The organism is Pseudomarimonas arenosa (assembly GCF_014841215.1).
Classification (GTDB): domain Bacteria; phylum Pseudomonadota; class Gammaproteobacteria; order Xanthomonadales; family Xanthomonadaceae; genus Pseudomarimonas; species Pseudomarimonas arenosa.
In genome coordinates this window covers 122,415-136,471 of sequence record NZ_JACYTR010000008.1, presented here as the reverse complement: position 1 = coordinate 136,471, position 14,057 = coordinate 122,415, and the positions used below count along the sequence as shown (strand labels likewise).

Here is a 14,057-nt window from a genome sequence, read left to right as displayed (position 1 = left end):
CAAGTTCAGAGATTCCTGTGGTGCACGATGCACCGCCGCGATCAACAACGTACGTTGCTGATCAGCGTGAGCCGAGTCCGGACCTGTGCCGGACTCGGCGCGTCTGAGTAAGTCCAGGATGGGCTTATTCAGACTTTCCCTAGAGATAGGGTGTGTCTTGGACGCAGCGTCGCGGGGGTTCAACACAGCGGCCGCGGACGAAAGTCGAAGCCGGTCTCGGGCATGGCAACGCCGAAACTACGCAGCTGCTGGGCGCGGGTGACCACGGCGGCACCCTCCATCAGGTTGAGCATCACCTGCCCCACGGTTCGCTGTTCTGGAGCTTCAAGGAAACTGCCGGTCACCCAGCGATTGAAGGCGCCCATCGCCGGGCCGCACCAGATCTGATAGTCGGAACTGCGCGCATCGATGCCATCGATCGCCCAGCGGCTCGACAAGCCGAGATAGGCGCGAAACACCAGGGCCATTTGATGCTTCGGGTCGCGCTCCGCACGTTCAACCTGGGCCGGGTCACGCTGCTGCCAGAATTCGCGGGTGGAGGCCCAGGCCTCATCGAAGCTGGCGCGCAACTGGGTGCGCTCGACTTTCTCGCGCTCCTCGGCCGGAATGGCTGCCAACGATGGGAAGCTGCGATACAACTCATACAGCTTGCGCGCCCGGGTGGCGAACAGACTGCCGCGCTTCAGCACCTGTACGTCGACGCCCATCTCGAACATATCGGCCGCGGGCGCCATGGTGACGTCGGCCATTCCTGCCTGGGCCAGCATGGCGCGTCCGCTGGCATGCAGGCCGCTTTCGACGCAGGCCTGATTGACCGAACCGGTCTGCACATAGGCCGCGCCCATGGCGAAGGCGGCAGCGACCGCCGAAGGCGTACCGAGGCCTCCTGCGGCGCCGATACGAATCGGCATGCTGTAGCCCTGCTGGCGACGAATCTCCTCGCGCAGCACGGCGACGCTGGGCAACAGCGCCGCCAACGGACGATTGTCGGTGTGGCCGCCCGAATCGGACTCCACCGTGATGTCTTCGGCAATCGAAATCTGCGCGGCCAGCTTGATTTCAAGCTCGCTCAACCTGCCCTGCTCGCGCAGGCTGTCCAGCATGGCCAGCGGTGGTGGCAACAGAAAGCGCCGCGCCACCTCTTCTCGCGATACTTTGGCAATGACCCGATTCAAACGCAGGATCCGGCCACTGGGATCGGTGTGCAAGCCCTTGGCGGCGTAATAGACAATCGCTGGCGTCAGGGCCATATAGGCCGATGCTTCTACGTTTCGTACGCCGTGGCGCAAGAACATCTCGGCCAGCGCCAGCTCCAACGCCGGCTCGCTGGGGCTGTGAATCAGGTTGACGCCCCAACTCTTGCCGCTGCGCTGCAATCGCGCGTTAAGTTCGACGATCGATGCCTCGACGCGAGCAGCGGACAGCCCCGCGGCGCCGAAGAACGCCAACCCACCCTGCTCGGCAATCGCTTCTACCATCGCGACGCTGGCGATGCCGTTGGCCATGGCGCCAGCGACGTAAGGAAATCGCAGTCGATGCGCCTCGCAGAACCCGCGGTCACCCAGCCATTCTGGATACAGCGGCGGCAACTGACCGATCAGGTCGAAGCCCGCCTTGCTCGGTACTGCGGAGGAGAGGTGGCCATCGATGCCGATGCCCACGGCGCCATCGTCGCTGCGCCGAATTACTGCCATGGACGCGCGCACCTGTTGCGCCGAAGACAGCAAGGCGGCGCCGGAAAACGCCGGCAGCTGCGGACCAGGGCGCCAGCTCAGGGCAGGCGCGACCGGGGCGGAAGAGGTCGAAGACATGAAATCTGGCACTGAGTGTCACTTTTTAAGCGCGCAGTTATATCCTTGCGGCGATGAAAACGCCACTGCCCAGCGCCAGAGAGCAAAAGAAGCAAGCCACGCGCAATGCGCTGATCGCCGCCGCACAGCGCCGATTTCGCGACATTGGCTACGCATCAACGACGATCGACGATATTTGCGCCGACGCCAAGATCGGCCGCAGGAGCTTCTTCCGCTACTTCGCTGACAAGGAGTCGCTGGTCTTTCCACAGCGCTCCGAGCGCCTGCAGCAATTCCTGGACCTGCTACGGCATGGGCCAGAGCGCGACGACCCGGTGGGCAACCTCCGCCATATAGCGCAGATCTTTGCCAAACAGTACGGCGAGCACCGCGAAAGCCTGCTGGCGCAACAGCGACTAATTGAATCCTCGGCCGAACTCCTGGCCCGCGAGCGCGAAATCGATCGCGATTGGGAGAACGCCATGACCCAGGCAGTGAGGAACCGACTCGACGGCCAACCCGATGCCGAGGTGCAGGCCCGCCTCTTCGCCGGCGCCGCCATCGGCGTGATCCGCGCCACCATGCGCTACTGGTTTGAGAACGACGGCCGTCCGGACTTGGCTGAGCTCGGGCACAAGGCACTGGATCGACTGGAACAGGGATTCTGGGCGGACTGAGCTGCCCCGGGTTTCTCGGCGCAGACCCGGGGCGATGCAAATTTCGGTGCAACTTTAGCTACTGGCTTCGCCCTGGCACCCTTCGACCGGCTCTGGGTGGGTCAACCGCGGCTGGGCGATGATCCTTACCGCACATCACTGGTTGCTGCGATTCACCCATTGATCACGCTTCCCCTGGTCACCCATGCCAATCGACACATGACCACCCAGCGCCTGCCCTGCAGTATCCGCAGCTGGTTAGCAGAAACGGCCACGGCACTCCGTAGGTCGCAACATAGCTGGGTGGGCCGATGCCCGCCCCACAAGCGGGAGAGAGGGAATGGATCGTCGTTCATTCGTCAAGGTAACCGGCCTTGGCATGGGTGCCTTGATGCTGCCGATTTCGGGTCGGCTGATTGCCGCCGAGGCGCTGACTGAGAAGCTCGACATCGCGTTGAAGCGATCGCTGGCCGATGCTGCCTTGGCAGCGGCCAAGACAGCAGGCGCCAGCTACTGCGATGTACGCATTGGCCGCTATCTGAACCAGTTCGTGGTGACCCGCGAAGACAAGGTGCAGAACGTGGTCAACACCGAGTCGACCGGCGTTGGCATTCGCGTCATCGCCAATGGCACCTGGGGTTTCGCCGCCTCCAATGATCTCACCGCCACCAGCATCGCGCGCGCCGCTCAACAAGCCGTTGCGATCGCCAAGGCAAACTCCCGGCTGACCCGCACGCCAGTCGAGCTGGCGCCGGTGAAGGGCGTCGGCGAAGTGAGCTGGGCGACGCCGATCAAGAAGAATGCTATGGAAGTGCCGATCAAGGAAAAGGTCGATCTTCTGCTCAGCGTGAACGCGGCAGCGATGAACGCCGGCGCCAGCTTCGTCAATTCGATTCTGTTTCTGGTCAATGAGCAAAAGTATTTCGCCTCGACCGACGGCTCGTACATCGACCAGGATGTGCATCGCATCTGGGCGCCGCTCAATATCACCGCGGTCGACAAGGAAAGCGGCAAGTTCCGCAATCGCTCTGGCCTCAGTGCGCCGATGGGCATGGGCTACGAGTACCTCGACCCGAAGCCGGAAGGTCGTATCGCCATGCCCGGCGGTCTGGTCGGCTATTCCACCTCTTACGACATGATCGAGGACGCCAAGCTTGGTGCCGAGCAGGCCAAAGAGAAACTGAAAGCCAAGTCGGTCAAGCCCGGCAAGTATGATCTGGTGCTCGACCCGCACCACCTGTGGCTGACCATCCACGAGAACGTCGGCCATCCGACCGAGCTCGATCGCGTGCTCGGCTACGAGGCCAATTACGCCGGCACCAGCTTTGCCACCCTCGACAAATGGAAATCGAAGGATTTCAAGTACGGCGCCGAGATCGTCAACCTGTTCGCCGACAAGACTCAGCCGCACTCACTGGGCGCCGTCGGCTACGACGACGAGGGCGTCAAGACCAAGCGTTGGGACATCGTCAAGGACGGCATCCTGGTCAACTATCAAGCAATTCGCGATCAGGCGCACATCCTTGGCGAGAAGGAGTCGCATGGCTGTTGCTATGCCGATTCCTGGAACAGCGTGCAGTTCCAGCGCATGGCCAATATTTCACTGGCACCGGGCAAGGAAAAGCTCACGCCGGATGAAATGATCAGTCAGGTCGAAGATGGCATCTACATCGTCGGCGCCGGCTCGTTCTCGATCGATCAGCAACGCTACAACGCGCAGTTTGGCGGCCAGCTGTTCTACGAAATCAAGAACGGCAAGATCACCGAGATGCTGGAGGATGTGGCCTACCAGATCCGCACCCCCGAGTTCTGGGCCTCCTGCGCGGCGATTTGCGACGAACGCGACTATCGCCTGGGCGGTTCATTCTTCGACGGCAAGGGCCAGCCCTCGCAAATCTCAGCGGTGTCGCATGGCTCGTCTACGGCGCGCTTCAACGGCATCAATGTCATCAACACCGCTCGCAACCTGGGCTAAGGAGAAAGCAGCATGACCATGATGAGTGAAACCCAGGCCAAGGCAATTCTCGACAAGGTGATGAAGCTGTCCAAGGCCGAGGAGTGCAGTGCCACTCTGCAGGGCGGCGTCACCGGCAATATCCGCTTCGCCCGCAACGAAGTGTCAACGTCGGGCCAAGTGGAACAAGCGACCCTGGTGGTTCAGGTGTCGTTTGGAAAAAAGGTTGGCATTGCCACCATCGAATCCTTTGACGATGCCTCGCTTGAACGGGTTGTTCGGCGGGCTGAAGAACTGGCCAATCTGGCACCGGACAATCCGGAGTTCATGCCGATCATCGACAAGCAGACCTACAAGCTCAGCAACACCTGGAACGACGAGACCGCCTCCTTGACTCCAGAGTTTCGCACTCAGGTGGCTGCGGACTGCATCGAACCCTGCCGCAATGACAAGCTGGTTGCCGCAGGCTTCTTTACCGACAACGCTGGCTTTGTCGCGACAGCGAACAGCAAGGGCAACTTCGGCTACCAGCGCATCACGTCGGCGGACCTCACCTGTACGGTGCGAACCGATGACGAGCAAGGCTCCGGATGGGTGGCCAGCAATGTTGCCGAGATCAAGCAATTTGACGCCAAACAGGCGATCAAGACCGGCATGAGCAAGGCCAAGGGCTCTCGCGATGCAAAGGCCCTGGAACCCGGCAAGTACACGGTGATTCTTGAGCCCGCCGCCGCTGCCGGCCTGATCAACTTCATGCTGTTTGGATTTGATGCGCGCCAGTCCGACGAAGGTCGCAGCTTCCTGTCCAAGAAAGGCGGCGGCAACAAGATCGGCGAAAAGGTGTTCGACAGCCGTGTCAACGTCTATTCCGACCCCTGGGAGCCTGGCCTTGAAGTGCTGCCCTGGGACGGTGAAGGCCTGGCGCGTGAGCGCACCCAGGTGGTGAAAGACGGTGTGGTGGAGTTCCTGCAGTACTCGCGCTTCTGGGCCAAGGAAAAGGGCAAGAGCACGGTCGGCCAGCCTGGCAACCTGATAGTCACCGGCGGCACGGCCAGCACCGATGAGATGGTCAAGTCGACCAAGAAGGGCATCCTGGTGACTCGCACCTGGTACATCCGTCTGGTCGATCCGCAGACCATGCTACTCACTGGACTGACTCGCGATGGCACCTTCTACATCGAAGACGGTGAGATCAAGTATCCGATCAAGAACTTCCGCTTCAACGAATCGCCGGTGATCATGCTTAACAACATCGAAGAGCTGGGCAAGTCGGTGCGCCTGAATCCGGACGAATCGCCCTTCATCATGAAGGTGCCACCGATGAAGATTCGCGACTTCACCTTTACCTCGCTAAGCGACGCGGTGTGATGGCATCGGGGGCGAGCCATGGATAAACCTCGCGCCCCGCGAATTGCTGACAAAGGGTGCGTCTTGGACGCACCGGTCGAATCGGCAAATCCAGCCGCAACGCAATCGATGCAACTCGCTGTGTGCTCCCCTCCCCCTCTCCCCAACCCCTCCCCCGCCAGGGGGGAGGGGCTAGAGCGGCGGTTCTCGCTTGACGAGTTGATGGGTTCGGCGGAGGACCTTCGCTTCGCTCTGCGAGGCGATGTGATGCTGACAGGGGCGAGCCATGGATAAACCTCGCGCCCCGCGTATTGCTGACAAACGGTGCGTCTTGGACGCACCGGTCGAATCGGCAAATCCAGCCGCAACGCAATCGATGCAACTCGCTGTGTGCTCCCCTCCCCCCTCGCGGGGGAGGGGCTGGGGGAGAGGGGGAAGGCTTGCAGTCACATCTCCCCTCCCCAACCCCTGCCCGGCCAAGGGACTCACGCGTCGCCAGATACTTAATACCCTGATCGGAGCAACAGTCGCGGCCGCCCTGCCCTTGAGGCTCGCCTTTGGCAACGGCCGCTACGACTTCTGGTTCACTCGGCTGATGTACGAATCGGGTGACTGGGATGTGGATCAGCGCATGCCGAGCAACTTGCTCGATGCCCTGGTGCAGTACACCTCATTGCGGGTCGACCCTAATGAACATGTGCTTCCCCTGGCCGATCCACGCATGCTGAGTGCACCGTTTTGCTATCTATCCGGGCACAAGCTGGTCGAGTTCAATGCGGATGAACGCCGTCATCTCGAGACCTATCTGCGCAACGGCGGTTTTCTGTTCGTCGACGATTGCAACCACGATATCGACGGCCTGTTTGCGCGATCGTTTGAAGACGAAATGTCGCGAATTTTCGGTGCCGGCGCCTTAAGCAAGCTGCCAAACAGTCACGCCCTGTACAGCAGCTTCTTTCGATTCGAGGAACCCCCGGCGACCAGCTTTGAATTGAATGGCTGGGGCGACGACCTGGTGCATGAATATTTGAAAGGCATCGAGTTCGACGGTCGCCTGGGCCTGCTGTACAGCAACAAGGATTATGGCTGCGAATGGGACTACGACTGGCGCAACAAACGCTGGCTGGCCGAAGACAACACCAAGTTCGCGGTGAATATCGTGATGTATGCGTTGAACTCATAGCAGGCTGCCGGACGTCAGACCCCCACCTGTTTGATTTCCGTGCGCGCCACTCGCGGCGACGAAATCAGATGCAACACCCGAAGGAAGACGGATGAGCGCACTACTGGAAACCCAGCTGGCCAAGGAACAGGAACAGATCGCCGCCCTGCGCGCAGCCATCGGCCGGGCCGTGGTTGGTCAGGCCGAAGTCGTCGAACAGCTACTGGTCGGTCTGTTCGCCGGCGGCCATTGCCTGCTAGAAGGGGTGCCGGGCCTGGGCAAGACCTTGTTGGTGCGAGCACTGGGCCAGGCCCTGCACCTATCGTTCCGTCGAGTACAGTTCACCCCTGACCTGATGCCCAGCGACCTCATCGGCACCGAGATTCTGGAAGAAGATCACGGCACGGGAAAGCGCTATTTTCAGTTTCAGCAAGGCCCGGTGTTCACACACTTGTTGCTGGCCGACGAACTGAACCGTACGCCGCCAAAAACCCAATCGGCCCTGCTCGAAGCCATGCAAGAGGGTACGGTCAGCTACGCCGGCACCACCCACGAACTGCCGCGGCCCTTCTTTGTGCTGGCGACGCAGAACCCGATCGAGCAGGCCGGCACGTATCCACTGCCGGAGGCGCAGCTGGACCGCTTCCTCCTGAACATCATGGTTGACTACCCGAGCGCCGAGGAGGAGTTGCAGATCATCACGGCGACCACCGGGACACAGCGACAGCAGGTACCACAGGTGCTCGATGCCGAGGCGGTGCTCGCCCTGCAGGCTCGCGTGCGTGAGCTGCACATCAGCGAACATCTGTTGCGCTGGATCGCTCGCCTGCTGCGCGCCACCCGGCCGGGGCCCGATGCGCCGCAGGCAGTACGCGACTATGTCCAGTGGGGCGTCGGTCCGCGCGCCGGTCAGGCCCTGGTACTGTGTGCCAAGGCGCGCGCGTTGCTGCATGGGCGATTGGCCGCCACCCGGACCGATATCGAAGCCATTGCATTGCCGGTGATGCGTCATCGCTTGCTGCTGAACTACCGAGCCGAAGCGGAAGGCAAGCGCGTGACCGATCTGATCGCCGCCTTGCTGCAGGCCGTGCCCTGCGACGCGGAGTAGGGTTTGGAAGGGCTACTGACGAGCGAACTGCGTGCGCAATTGCGTGGCCTGGTGCTGCGCGCGCGACGACCTCCCAGCGCCGGGCCACTCGGCTTGAATGCCTCACGACGACGCGGCCCGGGGCTGGAGTTCTCCCAGCATCGAGGCTATGAACCAGGTGATGAGCCACGTCGCATCGACTGGAAGCTGTTTGCCCGCAGCGATCGCTACTTTGTTCGTGAATCCGAGAGTGAAGCGGCTCTGACAATCTGGGTACTGCTCGATTGCAGTGCTTCGATGGCGGAGCAGGATACTAAGGGCAACGACAAGCTAAGTTGTGCCAAACAGCTGGCCGCAGCCATGCTGGAGATTGCCAGACGACAGAATGACCGTTTCGGCCTGGTGCTGATTGGCGATAGCAGCCTGCAACCCGTGTCGCTGGGCGGCGGCCCGCGCCATCGCGATCGCTGTTTCGCTCACCTGCTTGCCGCGCAAGCAAAGGGCGCCTGGCCCGATCGACTGGCTCTGGAGCGGCTGTTTGGCCTGATTGCCCACGAAGCGGTGGTGCTGATGATCGGTGATGGATTTGAGCCGACCGGCGATTGGCTGGCCTGTTCCCTGGCTGCGACGGGGCGCGATGTACGGCATATCGCCCTGAGCACGGATGTCGAAGCGGAGTTTTCCCTGCACGGCAGCTGGCGTTTGATTGACCCCGAAAGCGGCGCCGAACTGGCCTTGGATGCCGATGCTTCGCGCGCCGACTTCATTGCCCGATTTCAGGCGGCACGACGCGAGCAGATGGCCAATCTGAGCAGCGTTGGCGTTCTGTTCGATGAGCATCGAATCGATCAGGCCGGGATCGGCGCCTTGCGCAAGGTTCTGCAGGCAGGTAACCGATGAGTCTTGGCCTGCTGTGGCCGATCGCGCTGACCGGTTTGGTAGGCCTGCTGCTGCCCGTACTTATCCACCGACTCCCGCGGCGCAAGAGCAGCCCGCGCTCGTTTGCGGCACTGCGCTTTGTCGGGCACCACCAGCCACCAAGACAACAACGCAAGATCAGCGAATGGCCGCTACTGATTCTGCGCCTGCTGCTGTTGAGCCTGCTGCTGCTCTGGCTTGCGGCACCGCAATGGCTCAACTGGCAGGGCCGCGGTCTGCAATGGCGCGCCGTCTGGCCAGGAGTCGCTGCTTCGGCTGCCATGGCGCTGCCCGCTGCGGATCGAAACCTGTGGTTGGCGCCGGGCTACCCGGAACTAAGCACTGAGGCAATACCGTCTGCACCGGACCAGACGGCCAGCCTGCTGCGGCAGCTGGCCGCCGACCTGCCGGCTGCCGACCGCTTGACCGTGCTGGTGCCAGAACAACTGTCAGGTCTCGATGCGACTTCACTGGGGTTGGCGCGTGCAGTGCAGTGGCAAGTGGTGCAGTCGGTGGCGACCGACGGCCCGACGCTGAAGGTGCGCAAGCTGAGTCTGCGCGTTGAGCAGGCAGCCTCACCCAGCCAATGGCTGGAGGCCGCGCTGCAGGCCTGGGCCGATGACCCGGCCCTTGCCACAACGATCGACCGAGGCGACGCGGAAGCCTCGGTGCCGGCCGATGCTGATGCTGTGCTTTGGCTCGGCGATCATCCAGCGCCGCGATTTGCACAGCAGCGAGTTCCGCTGTTGCAGGTTCCCGCCGGCGCGACACCGAGCACAGCGCGTGAACGCCCATGGACCGCGCTGCCACAGGGCGACGCTCGACTTCACGGACCGCTGAGGCCCGACAGCATGCCGGAGGTGCTCGAAGCCGATTTTCCGCAGCAGCTGCATCAGTGGCTGTTCCGCCGCCATCCGCAACCGCAGCAGGCGCCCGCGGCCAGCGTCGTGCCGACGGTCGAGCCCAAGCTTGAGGCAGCACTGCGTGTGCCGCCGCTCGACTTGCGCCCCTGGGTGGCCTTGCTGGCCGCCCTGCTGTTGCTGGCTGAGCGCTGGCTAGCCAATGGTCGTCGGCTGCACGGGCGAGCGCAGTGAGCCACGCTCTGCCAGCCTTGCTGCGACGGGTGCGCATACGGGCAGCGCTGAACGCGGTATGGCCGCTGTTGCCCTGGCTGCTGGCGCTGATGCTGCTGGCGGCCGTCCAAGGTGGGCTGCGCTGGAACGCTCTGCTATGGGGCGGCCTCACCGTGCTGCTCGTGTGGCGCGGCTGGGGTCTGGCCAGGTCGCTGCAGCGCCTGGACCGCGCCTGGATGGCCCGGGCGCTGGATGCAGCGCGGATCGACCTGGAAGACAGCAGCGATCTGCTCGACGCCGATCCACAGCGCTTGTCGGCAGTGCAGACACTGCAGCGCCAGCGTGTATTGCAGCGCCTGGCGGCGCACCCCCTTCCGGAGCTTCGCCGCCCCCTGCCCTGGCGTGGCACGGCGCTTTCATGTGTGTTGGCGACCATGGCTGCGGCGTGGCCCTTGCTGCCTCGACCTGAAGCTGGCACCGCAACGCCCGCTGTTGAGCAGGGCACGCCGCCAGCGGCCGTTGAACAATCCTTGCAAGTGCAGCTGCACGTGGTTCCACCGCCGTACACCGGACGTGCCGAACGACAGCTGGAGCAACTCAATGCACAGGTTGAACAGAACAGCAGGCTGCGTTGGTCGCTGCAGTTTGCCCTGCCGCCAAGCTCGGCCCAGCTGCACTTCGTCGATGGCAGCGTGCTTGAGCTTGAGCCGCGGGACGGTCGATTCGAAGCGGAACGGACGTTTGCCGAATCCACGTTGTACCGATTGCAGATCCAGGGGGCTCCGGCAGCTGACGACGGAGGGTTGTATCGCATCGATGCAGAGACCGATCGCCCACCGCAAATCAGCGTCATCAAGCCCGAGCGCACGCTTACGATCATTGATGCGGCGGAGCGTCAGTGGTCGATGGAGTTTCTGGTTGAGGACGACTATGGGCTGGGCCGGGCTGAACTGACCCTGACCTTGGCCCAGGGCAGCGGCGAGCAGGTGACCGTGGTCGAGCGCCGACTGCCGCTGACCGGCGAAGGCGAGGCAACAAAGCAGCGCTTTCGCCGCCCGCTGGACTTGAATGCGCTGGGCTTTGCCCAGGGAGATGACCTGATTGTCCGGCTGGAAATTCTCGACAACCGCGCACCACAAGCGCAATTGGCGCGCAGCCCGGCCCTGATCCTGCGCTGGCCTGACCGGCCTTCCGCCGAGGGCAGCGGTGTCGAGGGCCTGGTGCAACGCACCCTGCCGGCCTACTTCCGCAGCCAGCGCCAGATCATCATCGACACCGAGGCCCTGATCGCCGAACGTGCTGCGATCGGATCGGATGCACTGTTAAGTCGTTCCGACGCCCTGGGCGTGGACCAGCGCATCCTGCGCCTGCGCTACGGCCAGTTTCTGGGCGAAGAATCGGAGGCTGGAAATCTACCTGGCAGCGGACCCGCAGACGCTGACGAGTCGGACGCTCATCATGAGGACGATGGCCATGACCATGATCACGAAGGCAATTCAGCCGATAGCAGCACAGGGTTTGGTGAAACCGGCAGTCTGATCGCCGAAGTCGGCCATCTGCACGACATGGCCGAAGCAGCCACCCTGCTCGACCCTCGCACGCGCAGCTTGCTGCGCGCCGCGCTCGGCGAGATGTGGCAGGCCGAGGGACAGCTGCGTCTGGGTAAGCCTGAAGTCGCCCTGCCCTTCGAGTACCGCGCACTCGATCTGATCAAGCAGGTCCAGCAGGCCAATCGCATCTATCTGGCCCGGGTTGGGTTGGAGCTGCCAGCGGTCGACTTCAGTCGCCGACTGAGCGGCGAAGATCGCCCGCGCTCCCTGGCTCAGGACCGCATGCTCGCGGCACGGAATACCCCCGCTCCGCTGGCCGATTGGTGGCAGGCGCTGCAGTCGAGCGATCACTTGCCGCTCGACGCCCTCGCCGACTGGCTGTCCAACGCGCCAGGTTCGCTGCCGGACCCGCTTGGCGCGATGGCAGAACTGGATGCGCTACGGCGTGACCCCGCCTGTCTCGCCTGTCGGCAGCGCTTGCAACAGCAGCTATGGCCGGCCTTGCCGATGCCAGCCGCAGCCCCGAAACGACGAAGCGATGGCGGAGCGGCGGGTTCGGCCTATCTCTCTCAGCTGGAGCAGGGCCAATGAGCGGAGTGCCAGATCCGACACTGGCTGTTCTCCTGACCTTGGCGGCCGCCGCCTTGGTCGCCATGGCGCGATTGGGCAAGCAGCGGCGCTGGGCTCTGCTCTGTGCTCAACCGATCCTGCTTGCCGGGCTAGCCGGCGTGGTGCTGTGGCAACCCAGCAACACCCCGCTGCCGTTCGGACTCATCACCAAGGGCGCCACTGCTGAACATGTTGTTGCACTGCAGTCAAGGTTCCCGGAGCTGGAGTGGCTGGCCTTGCCCGACGCTCTGCCCTGGCCGAACGCGCAACCGGTGCCTGATCTTGGCGCCGCGCTGCGCAAGCAGCCTGCGGCGCTCGTGCTGGCTGGCGATGGTCTGTCCAGCGACCAACTGGCACTGCTCGCAGGGTTGCCGCTGCAATTCGAACCGGTCAACCCCACTGCCCCCGGCATCGTCAAGCTAAGTGCGCCGCGCACAGTCAGTGTCGGGCAACGCTGGACGGTACGCGGTCGGGTGCAGCCGACAAGATCGGGATTGAACCTGCACCTCGTCGATCCGGCCGGAAACGATCTCGATCAGACGGCGGTTGACGAGGCCGGCGAATTTCAACTCGTCGGCAGCACCCCCTTGGCTTCGCCCCTGCGTTACACAGTGGAACTACGGGACGAGGAGCGCATGGTGCAATCGCTGCCATTGCCGCTGCAGGCCCATATCCCGAGCCAGATGCGTATGCTGTTGATCGCCGCCACGCCGTCGCCAGAGCTGAAGTTCCTGCGCCGCTGGGCCACCGACGCCGGCATCCAGCTTGATGCGCAGATCGGCGTGGCCCCGTCCTTGGCACTGCGCCGAGGCCAACCGGCCCTATCGCCCGCCTCGCTGGCAGAGCTGGACCTGGTGCTGATCGATGACCGCAGCTGGCAGCAGGTGGGCCAACAGCGCGAACTGATTGTCGAGGCGGTGCGCAATGGACTCGGCCTGCTGCTGCGCGTCACCGAGCCGGCCAGCCCTGCACGATTGCAAACCTGGCAACAGCTCGGCCTCAGTATCGAATCGACCGGCGAGGCACCGATTGAAGTCCAGCCGCTTTTCTTAGTTCCCCGTCTGGCCTCAGGGACGGCGCTGCATGCCTGGCCATTGCGAGCCGTTGACGCGCACCCTCTCCGGGACGACGCAGCCCTCGGACACTCGACCTGGAATGCGCTCGGACGTGGACGGGTGGGACTCACCTGGCTTAACGACACCTTCCAGTACGTGCAGCAGGCACATCCTGAGGTTCATGCCAGTCATTGGGCGGCGCTGCTACATGAACTGGCGCGCAGCGCTTCATCTGAACCGCGCTGGCGAGCACTCACCACGCCCTTGGTCAAACAACGGGCCACCCTGTGCGGTGGCGATCGCCCTCCGACCCTGATCGGCCCCGACGGCGAACGGATCGAAACGCTACGGGATGCAAACACAGGCTGCGTTGGCTTCTGGCCATCGCGCCCGGGGCTGTGGCAGATCGAATCCAGCGCTGGGCAGCCCGAACCTCAGTGGATCGATGTGTTCGAATCGGAACAACTGGCGCCCTTGCTCGCTGCTCAGCGGCGCGAGGCCACGGAGGCTTACGCCAAGGCGGCGCCGTGGAACGGCGACTACACGCCCGGGATCAGCACTGACCTGCAACACACCCTGCTGCTGGCGGCGTGGGCGGCGCTGGCCATGTTGGTGTGGCTGTGGGAGCGGCGATTGATAGGAAGCGCACACCAAACGGAGGCACGGCAGGTCCGTTAGGGAAGGTCTGAACAAGTCCATCCTGGACTTTTCAGACGTGCCGAGTTCGGCACAGGTCCGAACTCGTTTCGGCCGCTCCGCGGCTAGGTCGAGCTTCGCTCGAAAACGCTGATCAACAACGTACGTTGTTGATCGCGACGGTGCATCCTTACACCGCGGGAAACTCTGAACTTGTTCA

10 protein-coding genes are annotated in these 14,057 nt (G+C 63.2%); 9 read left to right on the top strand and 1 reads right to left on the bottom strand.

The window, feature by feature from the left end:
• Positions 1-179: 179 nt before the first annotated feature.
• Positions 180-1,811 carry a PfaD family polyunsaturated fatty acid/polyketide biosynthesis protein gene (locus IFO71_RS06420; RefSeq protein ID WP_192028713.1) on the bottom strand — a complete coding sequence of 544 codons (1,632 nt, stop codon included), beginning with the start codon at positions 1,809-1,811 and terminating at the stop codon, positions 180-182.
• 53 nt (positions 1,812-1,864) lie between these two features.
• Between IFO71_RS06420 and IFO71_RS06415 the strand changes: the two genes are divergently transcribed.
• The 9 genes from IFO71_RS06415 to IFO71_RS06375 all read left to right on the top strand — a co-directional run bounded on the left by IFO71_RS06415 (position 1,865) and on the right by IFO71_RS06375 (position 13,879).
• Complete coding sequence (locus tag IFO71_RS06415; protein WP_192028712.1) at positions 1,865-2,467, top strand: TetR/AcrR family transcriptional regulator; 603 nt, start codon at positions 1,865-1,867, stop codon at positions 2,465-2,467.
• 319 nt (positions 2,468-2,786) lie between these two features.
• Positions 2,787-4,421 (top strand): TldD/PmbA family protein, encoded by a 1,635-nt coding sequence (locus IFO71_RS06410; RefSeq protein ID WP_192028711.1) that lies wholly within the window; start codon positions 2,787-2,789, stop codon positions 4,419-4,421.
• Between the two features lie 12 nt (positions 4,422-4,433).
• Positions 4,434-5,768 carry a TldD/PmbA family protein gene (locus IFO71_RS06405; RefSeq protein WP_192028710.1) on the top strand — a complete coding sequence of 445 codons (1,335 nt, stop codon included), beginning with the start codon at positions 4,434-4,436 and terminating at the stop codon, positions 5,766-5,768.
• A gap of 355 nt (positions 5,769-6,123) precedes the next feature.
• Positions 6,124-6,930 (top strand): DUF4159 domain-containing protein, encoded by an 807-nt coding sequence (locus tag IFO71_RS06400; RefSeq protein WP_192028747.1) that lies wholly within the window; start codon positions 6,124-6,126, stop codon positions 6,928-6,930.
• 91 nt (positions 6,931-7,021) lie between these two features.
• The gene (locus tag IFO71_RS06395) at positions 7,022-8,017 is read left to right on the top strand and encodes an AAA family ATPase (RefSeq protein ID WP_192028709.1); all 996 of its coding nucleotides are present in this window, start codon (positions 7,022-7,024) and stop codon (positions 8,015-8,017) included.
• Positions 8,018-8,020: 3 nt separating this feature from the next.
• The gene (locus tag IFO71_RS06390) at positions 8,021-8,896 is read left to right on the top strand and encodes a DUF58 domain-containing protein (protein ID WP_192028708.1); all 876 of its coding nucleotides are present in this window, start codon (positions 8,021-8,023) and stop codon (positions 8,894-8,896) included.
• Positions 8,893-10,008 (top strand): BatA domain-containing protein, encoded by a 1,116-nt coding sequence (locus tag IFO71_RS06385; protein ID WP_192028707.1) that lies wholly within the window; start codon positions 8,893-8,895, stop codon positions 10,006-10,008. Before IFO71_RS06390 ends, IFO71_RS06385 begins: the two co-directional genes overlap by 4 nt.
• Positions 10,005-12,128 carry a hypothetical protein gene (locus tag IFO71_RS06380; RefSeq protein ID WP_192028706.1) on the top strand — a complete coding sequence of 708 codons (2,124 nt, stop codon included), beginning with the start codon at positions 10,005-10,007 and terminating at the stop codon, positions 12,126-12,128. Before IFO71_RS06385 ends, IFO71_RS06380 begins: the two co-directional genes overlap by 4 nt.
• Positions 12,125-13,879, top strand: coding sequence for a hypothetical protein (locus IFO71_RS06375; protein WP_192028705.1), 1,755 nt, complete (start codon positions 12,125-12,127; stop codon positions 13,877-13,879). Before IFO71_RS06380 ends, IFO71_RS06375 begins: the two co-directional genes overlap by 4 nt.
• The last annotated feature ends 178 nt before the right edge of the window (positions 13,880-14,057 follow it).